Annotated in this window: 17 protein-coding genes; 10 read left to right on the top strand and 7 right to left on the bottom strand. The window is 68.3% G+C overall.

Going from position 1 to position 19421, the window contains the following annotated elements; all coding sequences use genetic code 11:
* Positions 1 to 9: 9 nt before the first annotated feature.
* Positions 10 to 1914 (bottom strand): glycoside hydrolase family 127 protein, encoded by a 1905-nt coding sequence (locus Rhe02_RS06820; RefSeq protein ID WP_203907214.1) that lies wholly within the window; start codon positions 1912 to 1914, stop codon positions 10 to 12.
* Positions 1915 to 2095: 181 nt separating this feature from the next.
* On the opposite strand from Rhe02_RS06820, the gene Rhe02_RS06815 reads away from it, so the two are divergent.
* The 6 genes from Rhe02_RS06815 to Rhe02_RS06790 all read left to right on the top strand — a co-directional run bounded on the left by Rhe02_RS06815 (position 2096) and on the right by Rhe02_RS06790 (position 9430).
* Positions 2096 to 3121 carry a LacI family DNA-binding transcriptional regulator gene (locus Rhe02_RS06815; RefSeq protein ID WP_203907213.1) on the top strand — a complete coding sequence of 342 codons (1026 nt, stop codon included), beginning with the start codon at positions 2096 to 2098 and terminating at the stop codon, positions 3119 to 3121.
* A gap of 322 nt (positions 3122 to 3443) precedes the next feature.
* Complete coding sequence (locus tag Rhe02_RS06810; RefSeq protein ID WP_239123470.1) at positions 3444 to 4949, top strand: glycoside hydrolase family 43 protein; 1506 nt, start codon at positions 3444 to 3446, stop codon at positions 4947 to 4949.
* A 133-nt stretch (positions 4950 to 5082) separates the two neighbouring features.
* Complete coding sequence (locus Rhe02_RS06805; protein WP_203907212.1) at positions 5083 to 5685, top strand: TetR/AcrR family transcriptional regulator; 603 nt, start codon at positions 5083 to 5085, stop codon at positions 5683 to 5685.
* The gene (locus Rhe02_RS06800) at positions 5682 to 6926 is read left to right on the top strand and encodes an MFS transporter (RefSeq protein ID WP_203907211.1); all 1245 of its coding nucleotides are present in this window, start codon (positions 5682 to 5684) and stop codon (positions 6924 to 6926) included. The genes Rhe02_RS06805 and Rhe02_RS06800 overlap by 4 nt, the downstream gene beginning before the upstream one ends.
* Complete coding sequence (locus tag Rhe02_RS06795; protein ID WP_203907210.1) at positions 6927 to 8144, top strand: amino acid deaminase/aldolase; 1218 nt, start codon at positions 6927 to 6929, stop codon at positions 8142 to 8144. It abuts the gene before it with no gap.
* On the top strand, positions 8141 to 9430 hold the full coding sequence (locus tag Rhe02_RS06790; RefSeq protein ID WP_203907209.1) for a D-arabinono-1,4-lactone oxidase: 1290 nt from the start codon (positions 8141 to 8143) through the stop codon (positions 9428 to 9430). Before Rhe02_RS06795 ends, Rhe02_RS06790 begins: the two co-directional genes overlap by 4 nt.
* 9 nt (positions 9431 to 9439) lie before the next feature.
* On the opposite strand, the gene Rhe02_RS06785 is transcribed toward Rhe02_RS06790, so the two are convergent.
* The 3 genes from Rhe02_RS06785 to Rhe02_RS06775 are packed head-to-tail and all read right to left on the bottom strand — an operon-like array spanning position 9440 to position 11125.
* Complete coding sequence (locus Rhe02_RS06785) at positions 9440 to 10024, bottom strand: hypothetical protein (RefSeq protein ID WP_203907208.1); 585 nt, start codon at positions 10022 to 10024, stop codon at positions 9440 to 9442.
* The gene (locus Rhe02_RS06780; protein ID WP_203907207.1) at positions 10021 to 10554 is read right to left on the bottom strand and encodes an RNA polymerase sigma factor; all 534 of its coding nucleotides are present in this window, start codon (positions 10552 to 10554) and stop codon (positions 10021 to 10023) included. Before Rhe02_RS06780 ends, Rhe02_RS06785 begins: the two co-directional genes overlap by 4 nt.
* A gap of 49 nt (positions 10555 to 10603) precedes the next feature.
* Positions 10604 to 11125, bottom strand: coding sequence for a pyridoxamine 5'-phosphate oxidase family protein (locus tag Rhe02_RS06775; protein ID WP_203907206.1), 522 nt, complete (start codon positions 11123 to 11125; stop codon positions 10604 to 10606).
* A gap of 115 nt (positions 11126 to 11240) precedes the next feature.
* Here Rhe02_RS06775 and Rhe02_RS06770 point away from each other — a divergent pair, with 115 nt between their 5' ends.
* Positions 11241 to 12479 carry a serine hydrolase domain-containing protein gene (locus Rhe02_RS06770; RefSeq protein WP_203907205.1) on the top strand — a complete coding sequence of 413 codons (1239 nt, stop codon included), beginning with the start codon at positions 11241 to 11243 and terminating at the stop codon, positions 12477 to 12479.
* 9 nt (positions 12480 to 12488) lie between these two features.
* Here the strand turns inward: Rhe02_RS06770 and Rhe02_RS06765 are convergent, their stop codons facing one another.
* The gene (locus Rhe02_RS06765; RefSeq protein ID WP_239123469.1) at positions 12489 to 13442 is read right to left on the bottom strand and encodes a hypothetical protein; all 954 of its coding nucleotides are present in this window, start codon (positions 13440 to 13442) and stop codon (positions 12489 to 12491) included.
* A gap of 138 nt (positions 13443 to 13580) precedes the next feature.
* On the opposite strand from Rhe02_RS06765, the gene Rhe02_RS06760 reads away from it, so the two are divergent.
* The 3 genes from Rhe02_RS06760 (at position 13581) to Rhe02_RS06750 (ending at position 17318) form a co-directional block, all read left to right on the top strand.
* Positions 13581 to 14156: a dienelactone hydrolase family protein gene (locus Rhe02_RS06760; RefSeq protein ID WP_203907204.1), complete on the top strand. Its 576-nt coding sequence runs from the start codon at positions 13581 to 13583 to the stop codon at positions 14154 to 14156.
* A gap of 31 nt (positions 14157 to 14187) precedes the next feature.
* Positions 14188 to 14862 (top strand): nitroreductase family protein, encoded by a 675-nt coding sequence (locus tag Rhe02_RS06755; RefSeq protein ID WP_203907203.1) that lies wholly within the window; start codon positions 14188 to 14190, stop codon positions 14860 to 14862.
* Between the two features lie 173 nt (positions 14863 to 15035).
* Positions 15036 to 17318 carry an ATP-binding protein gene (locus Rhe02_RS06750; RefSeq protein ID WP_203907202.1) on the top strand — a complete coding sequence of 761 codons (2283 nt, stop codon included), beginning with the start codon at positions 15036 to 15038 and terminating at the stop codon, positions 17316 to 17318.
* Here the strand turns inward: Rhe02_RS06750 and Rhe02_RS06745 are convergent.
* Both Rhe02_RS06745 and Rhe02_RS06740 read right to left on the bottom strand, forming a co-directional pair.
* Positions 17296 to 18735 carry an FtsX-like permease family protein gene (locus Rhe02_RS06745; protein WP_203907201.1) on the bottom strand — a complete coding sequence of 480 codons (1440 nt, stop codon included), beginning with the start codon at positions 18733 to 18735 and terminating at the stop codon, positions 17296 to 17298. The genes Rhe02_RS06750 and Rhe02_RS06745 overlap by 23 nt on opposite strands.
* Positions 18732 to 19412 (bottom strand): ABC transporter ATP-binding protein, encoded by a 681-nt coding sequence (locus tag Rhe02_RS06740; RefSeq protein ID WP_203907200.1) that lies wholly within the window; start codon positions 19410 to 19412, stop codon positions 18732 to 18734. Before Rhe02_RS06740 ends, Rhe02_RS06745 begins: the two co-directional genes overlap by 4 nt.
* Positions 19413 to 19421 lie beyond the last annotated feature (9 nt).

Below are 19421 nucleotides of genomic sequence, written 5' to 3'. Positions count from 1 at the left end.
AGACCCGGGTCATGCGGCGGGAAGCCAGACCCGCATCGTGGAGGGGCCGCCACGGGCCCAGCGGTGGTAAGGGATCAGCGGCACCGAAACGGGGTGACGCTGACCCGGAACCTTCTCTTTACTTGCGCCATAAGGCCATGACCGATCCGCCAGCTGTTCGGTATGCGCCGCAACAACGACGGTGTCGCTTTCGGTTGGCGCGATGGCGCTGTCGACACGCAGCCGGTCCAGATCGAGCGCGCCGCCTACTGACTCGGCGCACAGCACCAGCGGGCCGCGTTCGACGGCGACACAGCCGCGCACCGCGTCTATCCGCGGGTCGGGCTCGACAAAGCGCGGCGCCATCGGCAGCCGCACGGTAATCCGATCGCCGACGGCGAATTCGCGGCGCACCAGCACCTGATCGCGGCCGGCTTCCTGGGCGACGCCGTTGACTTCCACGCTTGCCCCGGCGGCCCAGCCCGGCACCCGCAACGCCAGGGTCCACACGCCACCCTCGGTCGCGGTCACTTCGACAGCGATATCACCATTTTCTGGGTACCCAGTCCGCGTGCGAACCCCTATCCGGCGGCCATCGGCCAGCGTCGTGTCGATTTCCGCATCGGCGAAATGGTGAATGCGCAGACCTTCCGCGTCCACCGAGGCGAAGTAGGTGGACAGGCTAGCCAGCAGCCGGGCGATGTTGGCCAGGCAGCAGGACACCTCGAACCACGGTGCGCGCGGGCCGCCGCCGAAGCCGAGCTGTTCCACATCGTCGGGCAGCACATCGGTGGTGGTGCGCTGGTGCAGCGTGTGCGCGTAGAAGAACGACTTGCCGTCATCGCCGATGGCCGTGGCCACCACGTTGTAGAGGATGCGCTCAATCAGATCGGCGTAGGACTCCCGCCCGGTGGCCAGCATCAGCCGCCACGCGACCATGATGGCGGCCACCCCGGCGCAGGTTTCCGAGTAGGCCCGGTCGGAGGGCAGGACGAAGTCGTCGCCGAAGGCCTCGTCCATATGGCGCGAACCCATGCCACCGGTGAGGTAGGTGCGCCGGGCGACGGTGCGGTCGAATTGCGCGGCCACGGTTTCCAGCAGGGCGTCGTCGCCGGTCTCCACCGCCACATCGATGGCGCCGGCCGCCAGATACAAAGCGCGCACCGCGTGCCCGCGCAGGACGTGAGCCTCGCGGACGGGGATGTCGTCGCTGAAGTACGACCAGCCGAAGGCGTGCGGTGGCAACGTTTTGCGGCCCCGGCGCGCGACGAACAACGCGGCCTGGTCCACGTAGCGCTGTTCTCCGGTCAGCCGTCCCAGCTCGACCAGAGCCGGCTCGATCTCGGGATGGCCGCACACCGCGTCACGCCCGTCGGCGCCGAACTCGCGGCACAGGTGGTCGGCCAGCCGCATCGCGATCGGCAACAGCTCGTCGCCACCGGTACGGCTGCGCGCCACCGCGGCCTGCAGGAAGTGCCCGGCGCAGTAGAGCTCGTGGCCCCACGCCAGGTCCTGGTAACGCGGACGCTGTCCAGGCCCCCCGAAGGCGGTGTGCAGGTAGCCGTCGGCCGACTGAGCACCAGCGATCATGGCGGCAAGCTCGGCAATCTCGTCGTCGCGGGCCCGGTCTGGGTGGCGGCCGGCTTCCCAGGACATCGCCTCGAGGAGTTTGTAAATCTCCGAATCGGAGAACTCCCGCCCCCGGCGATCGAGGCTGCCCTGGCCTGCTTCGGCGGTGAAGTTGCCAGTCCAGCCCAGCTTGTCCATCCACTCCCGGCCGTGCTCGAGGGTGGCCTCGCTGTTGACCTGCTGCCGCTGCGCCCAGAATCCCCCGGTGATCCGAGCCTCGTGCAGGCCCAGCGGTCGAAGGACCCCTCGCGACGGCACCACGGGCCGGCCTCCTGTGAGGTCGGCGGTTCGCGCCGTCACCGTCATGTCCGCCTCCAACAATTTCTCGTAACCGCGGCCATTTCCGCGTTGGAGTCACCCTGAATCCCGAAAACCTTTTCGGCAAGATGTGCGGCACATTAAATCTCGGAACGCACACGTGCTCTGGCTACTTCGTGCAGCCGGGCGTACGCTCCGTCACATTGTCGAAAACGTCGAAAGGCTTTCCGTGGGCAGGCAACGATCGACATCGGTGACTCTAACCGACGTGGCCCGGCTAGCCGGAGTGTCAGTGGCGACGGCCAGTAAAGCGCTCAACGCTCGTGGCGAGGTCGCACCGGACACCCGGCTGCGCGTGCTGCAGGCCGCAAACCAGCTTTCGTTCCAGCCCAACGTGCTGGCCCGTGGGCTCATCTCCGGCCGCACCCGCACCATCGGTCTGCTCACCGATGAGCTCGGTGGCCGGTTTGCCTTCCCGATCCTGCTCGGCGCGGAGAACGCGCTCGGCAACGAGCAGATGTCGGTGCTGCTGTGCGATGCCCGCGGCGATGCGATCCGCCGCCAGCACTACATCCGCACCCTGCTCGCCCGGCAGGTCGACGGGTTCATCATCGTGGGCGACAGCAACGACCTGCGGCCCTCCATCAGCCGGGACATCCCGGTTCCTGTTGTCTATGTCTATGGTCAGTCCACCGATCCCAACGATCTGTCGGTGCTCGCCGACGACGAGGGCGGGGCACGGCTGGCCACCGAGCATCTGGTCGGGCTGCGCCGCCGCCGCATCGCCCACATCACCGGCCCGCAAAGCTATCGCGCGGCCCGCGACCGCGTCACCGGGCTGCTCGCCGTGCTCGCCGAATCGGGCCTGAGCCTCGTCGGCGGAGAACCCCTTTACGGCGAGTGGTCGCAACGCTGGGGCCGGCACGCCGCACGGATGCTTGTCACCGCGCATCGCGACATCGACGCCATCTTCTGTGGCAACGACCAGATCGCGGCCGGGGCCGCCCAGGCCCTGCTGGAACACGGGCGGCGGGTACCCGACGACATCGCCATCGTCGGCTATGACAACTGGGAGGACATGGCCGCCGACTGCCGTCCTCCACTCACGACGGTCGACCTTGACCTGCAACGGCTCGGCAGCACAGCGGTCACCCATCTGTTCGCGGCCCTCGACGGCTCCCCCGCCAGTGGCGTCATCCGCCAGCCCTGCCGGCTCGTGGTCCGCGAGTCCACCGGCCTGCTGCCCGCGCACTAGGTCTGTTAGCGCTCACACCTCGGGCATTGACTTGAGCACGCCTGAGGTGTTACAAAAACTCACAGAAGTAAATGTGAACGTTAACATCGGGCTGCCTTGCCCGGTCCCAGACCCATGCCAGGTCTCAGGGATCACCGCCCGGGCTGTGATAGCACCTCAGTGTCCGGAGGAGCGATGCACGACCCAGCAAGCGCCGTTCTGCCCGCCATGAGCCTCGCCGCGCCCCCGGGCCACCAACGGCGAAGGCTCCGCTCACCGACGTCCGCATAGCTCCGCCGCTGAGCACCGTTTCGCCGGAAGCCTTGACCGCCGCGCAGTGGCGGTGCTTCACCGTGTGCTCGCCTCGATCCCACCCGCGCCGGCGCTGCGCCCGGCTGCCGTCGGCGCGGGTGCCAAAACCGCTTCCTGTCCGGAAAGGACGATGATGACCACCAGACGCGAATTGCTCGCCGGTCTGCTGTCGGCCGGCACCGCCGGCACCTTGGGTGGGCTCGCCCTCGGCGCCGCCGGGGGGCCCGCCGCCGCGGCCGGACCGTTCGGCGGCTACGTGATGGGCTACTTCACCGAATCGCCCAACCGCTTGGCCAACAACTACGGGCTGCACCTGGCCGTCAGCACCGATGCCCTCAACTGGGTCCCGCTCAACCAGAACAACCCTGTCGTCACCCCCACCGCGGGCACCGGCGGGCTGCGCGACCCGTTCATTCTGCGCAAGCAGAACGACCAGTTCGTGGTGGTGGCCACCGACCTCGCCGGGACCGACTTCACCCAGCCGAACCAATTCATCCACGTGTGGGATTCGGTGGACCTGCGCAGCTTCACCGGCTACCGGCGGGTGCGGATGCACACGATGAACACCCACACCTGGGCGCCCGAGGCGTTCTGGGACGCGGCCCGTGGCCAGTACGCCATCATCTACTCCGCGTTCAACGGCACCCGCGATGTGACGATGGTCAACTACACCACCGATTTCGTCACGGTCAGCGCCGCCCAGGTCTTCTTCGACCCGGGTTTCAACGTGCTGGACGCGACGATGCACCTGGGCGGCGGCACGAATTACCTCTACTACAAGAACCTCGTCAACGGCCGGCTCTACGGCGCGCGATCGAACACGCTCAACCCCGGCAGTTTCAACAGCGGCATCTACACCGCGGGTGTCGTCAACGGCGGCATCGAGGCGCCCATCGTCGTCAAAGCCTATGACCGCAACGAGTGGTGGCTGTGGGGCGACTCCTACGGCCCGGTCAACGGCGAGTTCTACACCTGGCGCAGCGGCAACCTCAACGCCGACTCGTGGAGCCTGCTGACCAAGGCCCAGTACACGCAGCCGCTGAACTCCAAGCACGCCACCATCGCCCCGATCACGGCCGCCGAACGCACCAACCTGCTCGCCCGCTGGGGCGTGCCCACCTGGAACCGGATCAAGTCCTTCAACCTCCCGGACCGTCTCATCCGCCATGCCAACAACGCCGGGCGCATCGACCCCTACCCGTTCGACCCCTACCCCGACTCGCAATGGCGGCTGCGCCCCGGGCTCGCCGCGGCTTCCGGGGTCTCGTTCGAGTCGGTCAACTTCCCCGGCCGGTACCTGCGCCACAGCAACTACGTGGTGGGCCTCGCCGTGAATGACGGCACCGCCCTGTTCGCCGCGGACGCCACCTTCTACGCGGTCCCCGGCCTGGCCGACGCCTCGCTGACCTCTTGGCGCTCACACAATTTCCCCGACCGGCATCTGCGTCACGCCAACTTCGTGCTGCGCATCGACCCCATCAACGCCGGCTCGCCCGCGGTGGACCGAGCCGACGCCACCTTCCAGATCAGCTACTGAACATCACCGCACCGCTGCGCGTCTCGATCTCACCAGGTGGGACTCATTATGGCTGCTAGGTGAGCTTGGTCATAATCTTGGACATCCGACTGGGTCAAGTGTCCAGGTCGGGACGAGAAGACGAGACGCGCAGATGGTGCGGATGGCGGCCGCGCAGCGGCGAGCGAGCCTGGTGCAGGCCGCGCTGCGCGTCATCGCCCGCGACGGCGTGGCCGCCGCCACCACGCGAGCCATCGTGGCCGAGGCGGACATGCCGCTGGCGAGCTTTCATTACGCGTTCCGCTCCCGCGATGAGCTGATCGCCGAGCTGATCCGATTCGTGGTGGAAAACGAGGCGCTCGCCGCCGCGGAGGCGCTGAGCATCGCGGGCGATCTGCGCACCACCATCCGCCATGGCCTCAAGGCTTTTCTCGACGTGGTCGCCAGCGATCCGCTGCGCGAGCAGGCGATGCTGGAACTGACCCAGTACGCGTTGCGCACCCCTGAGCTGAGCGGGTCGGCGCGGCTGCAATACGAGAGCTATTACCGCGCCGCGGCCGGCATCCTCGAGGCTGTCGCGCAACAGTTCGACCTCACCTGGAAAAAGCCCATCCCGCAGATGGCCCGGATCCTCATCACCCTCACCGACGGTCTCACCCTCGGCTGGCTCGTGGACCGCGACATGGCCGCCGCGGAAGGCGTCATCGACTTCGCCGCGGAAGCGCTGGCTTCATTGGCTCAGGAAGGGCCGTTATGACGGATATTGCACAAGTCCCGGCCGAAAAAGGCTTCGCCGATCCGACCCGGCGGGTCACCGGCGGATGGATAGCGCTCTTCGCGACCGCCTGGCTGGGCATCTGGATGGCCCAGCTGACCCCTGTTCAGCTGTTGCTGCCGATGCAGGTCGAGGCGCGCCTCGACGCGACCGCGTGGCAGGACAAGGTGATCGCCTTCGGCATCATCTCCGGCATCGCGGGCGTGTTCGCGCTCGTGGCCTACCCGCTCACCGGCGCCCTCTCCGACCGCACCACCGGCCGGTTCGGCCGAAGGCGGCCGTGGATCGCGGGCGGGACAGCGCTTTTCGCCGGCTCACTGGTCCTGCTGGGATACCAGCACGACATCGTGGGGATCGGGGTCTGGTGGACCGCCACGCTTGTCGGCTTCTGCGTGCTCACCGCGGCGCTGACCGCCACCATCTCCGACCAGGTTCCGGTCAACCAGCGCGGCTTCGTCTCCGGATGGATCTCGGCTCCCCAAGCGGTGGGCACGATTCTGGGCATCCTTCTGGTCACCGCTTTGGCTTTGGGGCAACTGGCCGGGTACCAGCTGATGGCTATTTTGTTGGTAGTGCTGGTGGTGCCGTTCGTCATCTGGATGCCCGACCAGCCGGTTTCGCAGGTGCACCCGCACACGGGATTCTGGATCAGCCCGCGGCAGTATCCCGACTTTGGCTGGACATTGCTCAGCCGGGTACTGGTCAACCTCGGCAACGCCTTCGGAACCACCCTGCTTTTCTACTTCCTCGAGGATCACCTCAAGGTGCGCGACGCCGAGGCGTCGATCCTTGAGCTGACGCTCATCTACATGTTCTTCGTCGTTCTCGCTTCGCTGTTTCTCGGCAAGCTCTCCGACCGCACCGGCCGGCGCAAGCCGTTCGTGTGGCTGGCCTCCGCGCTGCAGGGCATCGCCGCCCTGCTGCTCGCATTCTTTCCGCACTACCAGGTCGCGATGCTCGGCGCGGGCCTGCTCGGCCTGGGCTATGGCTGCTTCCTCTCGGTCGACCAGGCGCTCGCCACGCAGGTGCTGCCGGACCCGGCCACCCGCGGCAAGGACCTGGGTATCATGAATATCGCGACCGCGGTGCCGCAGGCGATCGCGCCGCTGCTGGGCGCGATGATCGTGGCCTACCTCGGCGGCTTCGGTTCGCTTTACGTGGTCGCGGGCGTCACCTCGCTCATCGGGGCGGCGGCCGTGCTGCCGATCAAACAGGTGAGATGAATGAAACTCCGGCACGACTCGCGCTACGACCCGATCGGCTATTGGTCCAGATTGGACTCGGCAACCTCACACCTGGACCCGGTCTTCGCCGTCCTGGACCTGGATGCCTTGTCCTACAACGCCTTCGACATGGTACGCCGGGCCGGTGGCAAACCGATCCGGATAGCCACCAAGTCGGTGCGGTGCCGGGCCGTGATCGAGGCGGCGCTGGCCGTGCCCGGATATCGCGGCGTGCTCGCCTATACCCTCGCTGAAGCCCTGTGGCTGGCCGAGACGCTCGACGATGTGGTGGTCGGCTATCCGAGCACCGACCGATCGGCGTATCGGAAGCTGGCCACCTCGGAACAGCTCGCGAAGCGGGTCACCGTGATGGTGGACTCCCCCGGGCAGCTCGACCTGATCGACGCCGCGGTCTCCCCGCACGAACGCGAACCGATCCGGGTCTGCATCGAGCTCGACTCGTCGTGGGCCTCGCGTCCGCTCGGCCACATCGGGGTGTGGCGCTCGCCCGTGCACACCCCTCAGCAGGCAAGGAATCTGGCTCGCACCATCGTGGGCAGGCCGGGCTTCCGGCTGGTCGGAGTCATGGGTTACGAGGCCCAGGTGGCCGGGCTCGGCAACGCGCCGGCCGGCAAACCGTTGCGCGGCATGCTGGTGCGCAGGATCCAGCAGGCGTCAATGGCCGAGCTGCGTGAGCGGCGGGCATTGGCGGTCAAGGCCGTCGCCGAGCTGGCCGAGCTGGAGTTCGTCAACGGCGGCGGCACCGGCAGCATCGAAGTCACGGCAGCCGACCGATCCGTGACCGAAATCGCCGCGGGCTCAGGGCTTTTCGGGCCGCATCTGTTCGACAACTACCGGCACTTCAAGCCCGCTCCGGCCGCGGCCTTCGCGCTGCCGGTCGTGCGCAGGCCCGCGCCGGACAGGGTGACGCTGCTCGGCGGCGGGTGGATCGCGTCGGGCCCGCCCGGGGCGGATCGGCTGCCACAGATCGTGTGGCCGCAGGGTTTGCGGATGGTTCCCCGGGAGATGGCGGGCGAGGTGCAGACCCCGGTGGTGGGCGCGGCCGCGCGGCAGCTGCGCATCGGCGACCGGGTCTGGGCCCGCCACACCAAGTCCGGGGAGCTGAGCGAGCACACCAACGAGCTGCACGTGGTGGACGGCGACGCGGTGGTTTCCTCGGTACCCACCTATCGGGGTGAAGGAAAGGCTTTTCTATGACACGGCAATGGCACAACTGGGCGCGCAGCGAGAATGTCACCCCGGTACGGGTGCAGCGGCCACGGTCTGCGGCCGAAGTCGCCGCCGTCCTGGCCGCCGCGCGACGCGACGGGCTGCGGGTCAAGGCGGTCGGCGCCGGGCACTCCTTCACCGGCATAGCGGTTGCCCCCGGCGTTCAGCTCGACCTGTCCGGCCTGTCCGGAGTGCTTGACGTGCAAGGAAATCAGGTCACGATCGGGGCCGGAACCCATCTGCACCAACTGCCCCGGCTGCTCGCCCCGCTCGGGCTGGCCATGGAGAACCTGGGCGACATCGACGCGCAGACCATCGCCGGCGCGACCTCCACCGGCACCCACGGCACGGGCGCGGCCTTCCGGGGTCTCGCCGCCCAGATCGCGGCCCTGACCCTGGTCACCGCGGACGGCTCGATCCTGCAGCTGACCGCCGATGACGAGCTTTTCCCGGCGGCACGGCTCGGGCTCGGCGCGCTCGGCGTGATAACCGACGTGACCCTGAGCTGTGTCCCCGCCTTCCGGCTGCACGCGGTGGAGCGGCCGGAGCCGTTCGAGGCGGTGCTCGAGTCCTATCTGGACAGATGCCTGACCACCGACCACTACGAGTTCTGGTGGTTCCCGCACACCAGGACCGCGTTGACCAAGACGAATACCCGGCTGCCCGCCCAGGCCCCGCGCCGGCCACTGGGAAAGGCGAAACGCTGGTTCGACGACTCGCTCATGGCCAACACGGTGTTCGCGGGCGTATGCAACGTCGGCAAGGCCATGCCGGCCGCGATCCCGTTTCTCAACCGCACCGCTTCCAAACTCACCGGCGATCGCGAGTTCACCGACGATTCCACCAAGGTGTTCACCACCCAGCGGCGGGTGCGCTTCCGCGAGATGGAATACGCGTTGCCGCGTGAGGCGGTCACCAGCGCGGTGCGTGACATCGAGCGGCTGATCGCCGCGAACGGATGGCGCATCTCCTTCCCGCTGGAGGTGCGGGCCGCCGCCCCGGACGACCTGTGGCTGTCCACGGCATATGGCCGCGAGACCGGGTACATCGCGGTGCACCGCTACTACAAGGAGAGCTACAACGAATACTTCCGCGGGGTGGAGGACATCTTCCGCGCCTACGAAGGCCGCCCGCATTGGGGCAAGATTCACCATTTGAACGCCGAACGCCTGCGCAAGCTTTACCCGCGCTTCGACGATTTCCTTGCGGTGCGCACCAAACTCGACCCGCAAGGCCTTTTCGGCAACGACTATCTCACTCGCGTGCTCGGCTGAGCCGGCCTCTCAGCGCAACAACAGCACGAGACCGGCCACCAGAGCCGCGCCCACGATCAGAGCGGCGATGGCGATCCTGCCCCCGCCGCGGTGGCGCATCGCCAGCGCCAGCGGCCCGATGGGCAGCATTTCGCGACCACCCAGTTCACGTCTGCGGGCGAGAAGCACCGCACGATAGGTACGGGCGCGGGCCAGCATGACGGTCGAGATGACGATGAGGGTCAGCCCGACCCCGGCGGCCACCAGCACATCAGCGGTGCTGCCACGGGCCAGCGCCACCGCGACCGTGCCGGCCGTGCTCAGCGTGCTGAAGCCGACCGCGAGCGCGGCGGCGACGAGCCGGTCGACGGCGAAAAGCGGTCGGCGGGCCAGCGCCCAGGCGGCGAACGCCGCCCAGGCCAGCCCGATCGCGATCAGAGCGGCGAAGGCGAGCCGGGTCCGGGCCGGCAGCGCGGCGGGCTCGGTCGCCCACAGCGCCGTCAGCATCGCCGCGCCGGCCAGCCCGGCCAGGCCTGCCACCGCGTACCCGGCCCGGCGCGGCAACGACAGCCCACGCAGGACCTGCTCCGGGGTGTGCCTGGGATGTTCGGTCATGACGGGTACCCCTTGTCGACGAGAATGTCGCGCAGCAACTGGCGAGCGCGAAACAGCCGGGACTTGACCGTGCCCGGCGGAACGTCAAGAACCCGGGCGCAATCTTCGAGCGTCAGGTCCTGAAGATAGAAAAGGATCAGCACCTCGCGTTCCCGGGCGGGCAGCCCGGCCAGGCCCTCGGCCAGCTGCGCGCGATCGAGCACGGCCGCCGCATGATCGCCAACGGCCGCCTCGGGTTCGGCTGCCTCCTCGGGGCGGTAACTTTCCTTGAGCCGGTCCAGCACCGATCGCCTCGCGATGGTGAACAGCCATGGCGCGAACCGGTCCGGCTGCTGCAGGCGGGGCAGCGCTTTCAGCGCGGCCGCCCACACCTCTTGGCTAACATCGTCGGCCAGGCTGGGAGAGCCCAGCATGCGCCGCACATAACGCCAGATGGGGTCGTGCCAGTGCCCCACCAGCTCGGCCAGCGACCGCCGGTCGCCGAGCTGTGCCTGGACCACCAGCAGCGCGTCGCGCCTGACCTGTTCCACATGTTGATAGTCCCCGCCGGGGCGCGGCAGGTTCACGGGCGGGCAAAGTTCAGTGCGCGAAGTCCCAGCGGCTCGCGCCGTGCGGCTCGGCCCCGGCCACGCCGACCGCGGTGTGCAGGGTGAGGCGGTAAAGGTGCCAGGGCGGGGGGCCCGCGCTGGGGGCGTTGTAGGCCGCCGTGAACGCGTCCCCTTCCACCGACGCCGGCCAGCCGCTGGTGCGGTAGACGGCTGCCACCCGCTCCAAAGTGGACGGATCGGTGACCCGGTGGGCGTCGCCCTCCAGCACCAGATCGAGGCCAGGCAGGCGTACCGCGACGCTGCAGGCGGGGTTGTGCGCCAGGTTGCGCGACTTGAGCGTGTCCGGCCCGCTGACGAAGTACAGCGCATCGTCCACCCACACCGCCCCCACGCCCGCGGAATGTGATCGTCCGTCGGGCCGCACGGTCGCGATGAAGTAGGTCAGGTCCTGCGCGGCGGTCTTCTCGTCGGCCAGGATGCCGTGCGGGCGGCTCCACGGCAGCTCCGCGTTTCCGTAACGGTCGAGGTTGTGGGTGGCGATCGGTTCAATCATGGTTCTCATCATGCCCGCATCGCATCACATCAAAACGCGTAAAACGCCTATCGATTCGCTATGTCCCCCATAGCATCTCATTAGGCTGGGCCGCCAGCCCGGAACGGAGACCGAGATGGCAAGCCGTTTTTTGGGGGTTGTCGCGCTGTCGATGTCGCTGGCGATCGCTTCGGCCTGTGCGGTGCCGCGAGCAACTGCGGTCGCGGCGGAAACTCCGCAGGCCGAAGAAATCGCCAAAATCGTCCGCGAGGCGATGAAGACCTACTCGCTGCGGGGCGTCATCGTCAAGGTGACCAAGGGCGCTGACGTGGTGACGAGCCAAGCCTTCGGTGAGTCGCTGGACGGCGTACCGGCCACGACCGAGATGCGATTCCGCAACGGCGCAGTCGTTTTCGCCTATCTGGGCACCTTGCTCATGCTCTTCGTCGAGGAGGGCAAGGCGAAGCTGGACGACACCATCGACCGCTGGCAGCCGGAGTTGCCGGAGGCCAAAGCGGTGACGTTGAAGATGCTGGCCAACCAGACCACCGGGTACCCCGACTTCGAGACCGATCCGAAGTGGGGTGACGCTTACGTACAGAATCCGTTCCAGTCATGGGGTTACGAAGAACGCCTCAAGTACGCTTTCTCACGCCCGCAACAGTTCCCGCCCGGGACCAACTGGAGCTATTCACACACCAACTTCATGATTCTCGGCCAGATCCTCTCCCAGATCGGCGGCCAGCCCCTGGACGTGCTGCTGCAGGAGAAGGTGCTCGGCCCGATGTTCCTGACCCACACCACCGCCTCGCAGACCGGCAGCATCGCCGATCCGGTGCTGCACGCTTTCGACTCGGAACGCCGGCAGGCGCTGGGCATCCCGCCCAGCACCCCGTTCTATGAGGAGTCGACGTTCTGGAACTCCGACTGGGGGACGCCGGTCGGCGCCAACCAGACCACCACCATCGACGACCTGGCCGCCACGGCCATCGCCGTGGGCACCGGCAAGCTCCTCACACCCGAGAGCTTCCACGCCATGACCGACCCGAACCTGCTGGGCTTTGGCCACAAGCAGGACAACTGCGCGCCCTCCTGCTTCACCCAGACCGAGATTTACAACTACGGTCTCGGTGTGGTCCGCACCGGCGACTGGATCTTGCAGAACCCGCTGCTCGGCGGCTATGCCGCGATCGAGGGTTACCTGCCCTCGGCGCAGGTCGGCATCTCGGTCGCGGTGACCTTCCTGCCGGGCGCCTTCGACTGCCAGGGCAACTACCCGAACGCAGGCGACCCTGTCTTCCGTGACATCGCCGCCTACATGACGCCCGACAGCGCTCCGCCGCAGGCGCCACCTTTCCAGAAGGCCACCTGCTGACGCTTTCCGCTAGACCCGCTGCGAGGCAAGGCGGCGCCGACCCTGCGCCAGCACCGCCCAAAGACCCAAAACCATTGCCACGATGAGGGTACCGAGACCAGCCAGGGTGATCGCATCCGGATGGATGACCGGCTGCCCGCGCAGCGCCTGCCACGTCGCGAGCAGAACCAAACCCGTGTAGCCGCAACCGAACACGGTCACCAGGGACACCCGCACACCCTCGTCGCGCAACGCGCCGTACCGGCGGGCGAGCAATCCCACGCCCATGGCGGCCAGCAACATCGCCTGCAAGCCATGCAGGCCAAGGAAATGCGGCGCGCGCAGGTCGCCGCCGATGGTGCTCCAATTGGTCAGCGGCATCCCCGGGCCTCCGTCGCGCACCGCCATGCTGTGCCCGCCCAGCAGCTCAATCTCGCGGCCGGTGGCGTCGACGGCCAGCTGGCCATCGGTGACGAACACCATCAGCACCCCGACCCCCATCCCGGCGAGCGCCAGGAACAGGCCCGCGTGAATGGCTCGGCTGACCGCGCGGTCGCGCAGGTGCTGAAAGCCGAGGATGGCCGCGATGGCGATGTTGGTCAGCATTATTCCTTGTACGCCAATGCCGAACATCACGGAGATGGTGTTGTCGAACGTTTCCGTCGACGAGTTGAAGTGGCTGAAGGTGCCGCGCGCGGCCTGCACGAACACGATGCTGACATCCATCAGGCCGCCCATGACGGCGAAGACCGTGCCGAGCCACCAGGTCCAGCGCTGACCCTTGTGCGGCAACGACAGCATCCACGCCAGCGTCACCGAATAGATCCCGAAGGACACCGCGAACTTGAACGGCTTCAGCCAGATCGGCACCCCGAGCAGGACGCGATCGTCGACGATGAGCCCGGTCACCGATACCACCGTGAGCACCGCCATGAATCCGGAAACCAGCATCAGCGGGCGATGCCAGCGCTGCAAAGCAATCATGAGTATCAACGATGGCCGATTGCCACGGCCGGCACATTGCCGCGCGCCCCCCAAGTCGGCGTAGGGCCAGCCCTACCAATCAGCCGTGCTTGGCGGTTCCGGAAGCACAACGTCCGCATTGGGTTCTATGGTGTTCGCATGACTGAAGTTCTACTGCTGCACCACGCCCAGGGCCTGACCGAGGGCATGGTTGCCTTCGCCGACCGGCTGCGCGAGGCCGGACACACCGTGCACACGCCGGACATGTACGACGGCAATACCTTCTCCACCCTCGACGATGGCATCGGCTACGCCCGCGAGGTCGGCTTCGGCGAGGTTCAGCAGCGGGGCGTGCGGGCCGCCGATTCCCTGCCCGCCGAGCTGGTCTACATCGGCGTCTCGCTGGGCGTGATGCCCGCGCAGCTGCTGGCCCAGACCCGGGCCGGGGCTCGGGGCGCGGTGCTGCTCGAGGCCTGCATACCGCCCTCCGAGTTCGGCGGGGCCTGGCCGGCCGGGGTGCCGGTCCAGGTACACGGCATGGACGCCGACCCGTTCTTCGCCAAGGAGGGTGACCTCGACGCCGCCCGCGCCCTGGTCAAGGAGACCGACAGCGCCGAGCTGTTCGTCTACCCCGGTGATCGGCACCTGTTCACCGACAGCTCACTGCCCAGCTACGACCCCGCCGCGGCCGCCCTCGTCACCGAACGCGTGCTCGACTTCTTGGCTCGCTGCTGACCAGCACCGGCATGGTGGCACAATCCGGCATATGGAATATGCCGAGGTGATCCGCCGTCGCCGGATGGTGCGCCACTACTCCGATCGTCCGGTTGCCCCCGAGGTCGTGGAAAGGGTGCTGGCCAGCGCGTTACGTGCGCCGTCGGCTGGATTTTCGCAGGGCTGGGCGTTTCTCGCGCTGACCGATCCCGCCGACCGGGCCAGGTTCTGGCCCTTTGTCCCGACCCGGGTGGCGCAGACCCCGACCATGCAGGACGCGCCGCTCGTGGTGGTTCCGCTGGCGCACAAGGCCACCTATCTGCAGCGGTACGCCGAGCCGGACAAGGGCTGGCAGGATCGGGCGGAGGCGCGCTGGCCGGTGCCTTACTGGTACATCGATACCGGCATGGCGGCGTTGATGATGCTGCTCACGGCCGTGGACGAGGGGCTCGGCGCGTGTTTCTTCGGCATCATGCCCAGGTCGGGCGAGGACTTCGACGCGCAGGTCGAGGTACCCGCGCACACGAACGCGTTCCGGGCCGAGTTCGGCATTCCGGATGAGTACGTGCCCATCGGTGGCATCACCGTCGGCTACCGCGCCGAAGACGTGGCGCCACAATCACCCTCGGTGGCCGACCGCCGCCGCGGTGTAGCCGACATTGTCCACAGAGGACAGTGGGGGGCAACACTGACGCCTCGGCGCCAATTACCGGTGAACTACCGGTGAGCGCCCTGGTTCCCATCGCAGGAGGTAAGGCACCGTAAGGCGGGTGGTGTCCGGCCGGCTGACGGGGGCGGTCGGCTGACTTTCGGCGAGCCTGGCCAGCGTTGGCCCAGGCTGGCTGGTTGCTGCGCGCTGCCGGGTTGACAGGCGGCTGTGCATTCACGACGCTGCATGGCGTGGCTGGGCGTGCTTTCGGTGAGCAGGTAAGGGGACACCGGCACCGGCTTGGCCTGACCCAGGAGGATTTGGCGGGCAAGGCCGGCATCGATCCCAAGACCGTCCGCAGCCTCGAAGCCGGGCGGGGTTCACCCCGGCCCGCCACGGTGCGCCGGCTGGCCGAAGCGCTCGGCTTGGAAGGGCAGGAACGGGAGCGGTTCTGCGCGTCAGCCGTCCGCCCGGCCGAGGCGGTCGCGCCCACTGTCCCAGCGCAATTGGCGCGCGACATAGCGGGCTTCGCCGGCCGTCGCCGCGAATTGGACCGGCTGGATCGCCTGCTCGACGGCGCTGAAAACCCGGCGGGAGGGGTCATCGTGTTGTCCGGGTCCGCCGGAGTCGGCAAGACAGCGTTGGCCCTGCATTGGGCGCATCGGGTGGCCGACCGGTTCCCGGATGGGCAGCTGTGCATCAACCTGCGCGGCTTCGATCCCAGCGCCCGGGCCATGACGCCCGACGAGGCCTTGCCGATCCTGCTGGACGGGCTCGGCGTGCCGGCCGAGAGCGCACCCGCCAGCCTCGACGCCCAGATCGGCCGCTACCGCAGTCAGCTGGCGGGAAGGCGGATGCTCATCGTGCTCGACGACGCCCGCGACGCCAAACAGGTGCGCCCGCTGCTGCCAGGAACCGCCAGCGTGCTGGTGGTGATCACCAGCCGCAATCAGCTTTCTGCGCTCGTGGCACGAGATGGCGCTCATCCGCTTGGCCTGCAGCTGCTTTCCCCGGCCGAGGCTGGGGAACTGGTGGCCCAGCGCCTAGGCGGCGACCGGGTCAGCGCCGAACCGGAAGCGGTGGAAGCGATTGTGGCCGCCTGTGCTCGGTTGCCGCTGGCACTGGTCATCGCCGCCGCCCGAGCCCAGCAGACCGGCTTCTCGCTGACCGCCATCGCCGAAGAACTGCGCGACAGCGGCCGCCGGCTCGACGCTCTGGACTCCGGGGACCGATCGGGCGGGATCCGGTCGGTCTTCTCGTGGTCGTACACCGCGTTGAGCCCGTCCGCGGCGCGGTTGTTCCGGCTGCTGGCCTTGCACCCGGGCGCGGACATCGCCACGCCCGCGGCGGCCAGCCTGGCCGGCCATCCCCCAACCCAGACCCGTCGGCTGCTGACCGAGCTGGCCGACGCCAACCTGGTCACCGAGCACGCCCCGGACCGGTACGCGATCCACGATCTGCTCCGCGACTACGCCACCGAGCTGGCCGGTCATCGGGATCCCGAGCCGGACCGCCGCGCGGCGACAGCACGGCTTCTGCTCCACTACCTGCACACCGCCCATCGCGCCGACCGCTTGCTCAATCCGCAGCGGGAGCCCAGCCGGCTTCCGCTGGACCCTCCTGCCCCCGACGTCATCGTCGAGCACCTTGCCGACGGGGAAAAGGCGATGCGCTGGTTCACCGCCGAGGAGCCGAATCTGGTTGCCGCCCAGCGGTATGCCGCCGACGCGGGCCTCGACAGCCACACCTGGCAGCTGGCCTGGTCCATCGACACCTATCTCATCCGGCGCGGCCATCGACACACGCTGGCCGGCACGTGGCAGGCGGCCCTGAGCGCCGCGCGCCGCCTGCGCGATCAGGCAGCCCAGGCGCAGGCCCACCGGGCCCTGGCCATCGCCCAGCTCGCCGTCAAGCAGTACCAGAAGGCCCGCCAGCACGCCGAAAAAGCTCTCGACCTCTTCGCCGCGATCGACGACCCCATCGGCGAGGCGCACGCTCGCCGCAACCTTGCCTATCTCCTTTGGCGCCAAGGCAACCCGGAAGAGGCGCTACGCCAGGCTCAGCGCGGCCTGGCCCTGTTCCGCGCCGCCGACCACCGGCCGGGGGTGGCCAATGAGCTGAACGGCGTCGGCTGGTACCACGCCGAACTCGGCCAATACGGCCAAGCCCTGCACTGCTGCCGGCAGGCCCTCCTCCTGCTCGAAGAGCTGGGTGACCGGGTTGGCATCGCCTACACGCTGGACAGCCTGGGCTACGTTCACCATCACCTCGGCCAGCACGCCCAGGCCATCGACTGCTATCAGCGAGCCATCGCGCTGCAGCGCCAGCTCGGAGACCGCCACGATCTGGCTGACACCCAGGCCCGCCTCGGCGACACCCACCACGCCATCGGCGACGACCAAGCCGCCCACGACGCATGGCAGGAGGCCTTGACCGTCTACGGCGAGCTGCAGCTGGCCGAGGCGCGCAGCGTGGAGGAGAAAATCCACGCGCTCAACCTGAAGCCAAGTCCTATTCCAGGCGCAGTTCGGTGACCTTCACGGTGGACCGGAGCACGATCAGGCTCAGCGAGGCGGCTGCGGCAATGCCGGCGATCGCGCCCACGCCGAGGGCTGTCTGTGCCCAGATCGGATCGCTCGGCGAGGGCAGCGTTTCCGCGGTGGCGATGGCTGTCTGCCCGACGAGGATCGCCAGGGCGACAGCCGGGACGGTCGGCAGGAGCGCCTGCCACAGCACGGCACGTGCCAGAACTGCGGTCGGTGCTCCGGCGGCGACCAGGCTTGCCAGCGCCCGGCGCCGGGTGAGCAGCCCTTCCACGATGGCAAACAGCAGCCCTGCCACTGCCACCAGCAGGGTCATAGCCAGCGCCAGTAAGCCGAACCGTTGCACGTCACCGTTGAGAGCCCGGCCGGTCATCCCGATCGACCGTCCATAGCTGATGCCTTCGATCGCCGTAGCCGCACCGCAGACGGCAACCAGCGCCACCGCCAGGCTTCGGCTGCCGTTCCACGGATCGGCGATGATCCAGCGCGCGGCCAGCTGCGGCGCGGCGGAACGCAAGTGGCGCAACGCTATCCGCGCGGCCAGCTGCCCGAGCGGGACCGCGCACAGGGAAACGCCCACGCCAAGCAGGATTACCGCGCTCCACGCGGAAAGCGGCAGCGTCACGTCTTTGTCACCGAAGTCGACGCGGCCGAGAATCCGGTGCAAGGCGAGCAGGCCGAAGCCGGCCGCGATGGCGGCAAGCGGCCACCAGCGCAGCCCGCGCACCCGTGGCAGGCGGGTCACGGCCAGCGGGGTGATGGTCAAGCGCCGCAACGCTATTGTCGTGAGCGCAGCCGCGAGGACCGGGATGCACACGGCCACCGCCGGAAAGACCCACACCGGTGGCAAAGCGTCGGAGGGCAGCGGCAACCGCAGCACAAGGCCGTTGCCCGGCCGCCAGCCGGGGAAGTCGTACGGGTCGGCATCCGGGTTGAACAGCACCGGCCCCGGTGCCAGCTGGCGGAGCGCGAAGTAGGCGCCGATGCCAACCAGCGCGCCAAGAACGCAGGCCACCGCGGTCTCCGCGACGGCGATCAGGCGCAGCTGACCCGGGGTGGCTCCGGCCAGCCGGATCGCCATCAGGCGGCGGTCGCGCGCCGGAGCACCCAGGCGGGCGCTCTGCGCCGCGAACACCAGCGCCGGCAGAGCCAGCACCAGGAGGAAGGCCGCGAACCAGGGCCGGGCAGCGGTGTCGTTGAGCAGCCCGCTGGTATAGCGGTGGTGCATCTCGATCGTGTAGCCACCGGGCAACGGGGTGATGATCTCAGTAGCCGGAAGCCAGTAAACCGTTGCGGCGGCGAGCATCGCGACCGTGCCCAGCGCGGCACCCAGCGCCGTGAACACGAGCCGGAACCGATCGGCGTGACGGCCTGCCCAGGCCAGTTTGACCAATGTGGACACGCTCATGCCGGCACCTCGGCCGCCAGCTGAGCGCCGTCGCGCAGCAGCACCTCACGGTCGGCGTAGGCGGCCACCTTCGCGTCGTGGGTCACCAGAACGACGGTCATATTCCGTTGCCGCGCATGGGAGGTCAGGACCTCCAGCACCTGCTCACCGGCCAGGCTGTCCAGCGCTCCGGTCGGCTCGTCGGCGAACAGCACCTCCGGCTCGGTCACCATCGCCCTGGCCAGGGCCACCCGCTGCGCCTGACCGCCGGACATCTCGGAAGGCAGCGCCGAGGCTACCTCGGCCACACCCAATCGCTGCAGCCATTCCAGGGATTTGGAATCAGCGATCCTTTTCTGGTACCCCCCAAGAAGCAATGGAAGACCGACGTTGTCCACCGCCGGGAGCTCGGCGACAAGCTGTCCGAATTGGAACAGCACGCCGAAAGAGGTGCGGCGCAACCGCGATCGTTGTTTCTCGCTCATCTCGCCGAGCGGCTGGCCGCGATAGCGCACCGCGCCGGAGTCGGGCACGATGATGCCGGCCAGGCAGTGCAGCAGCGTCGACTTGCCACAGCCGCTGGGGCCGCTCACCGCGACGATCTCCCCCGAGGCGATCGTCACCGATAGACCGCGCAGCGCCTGAGTCTTGCCGTAGGACCGCACCAGCCCCTCTGCCTGCAGCACAGGATCGTTCATCGCATTCCT

The organism is Rhizocola hellebori, assembly GCF_016862955.1.
Classification (GTDB): Bacteria; Actinomycetota; Actinomycetes; order Mycobacteriales; family Micromonosporaceae; genus Rhizocola; species Rhizocola hellebori.
This window is presented reverse-complemented; position numbering and strand designations above follow the sequence as displayed.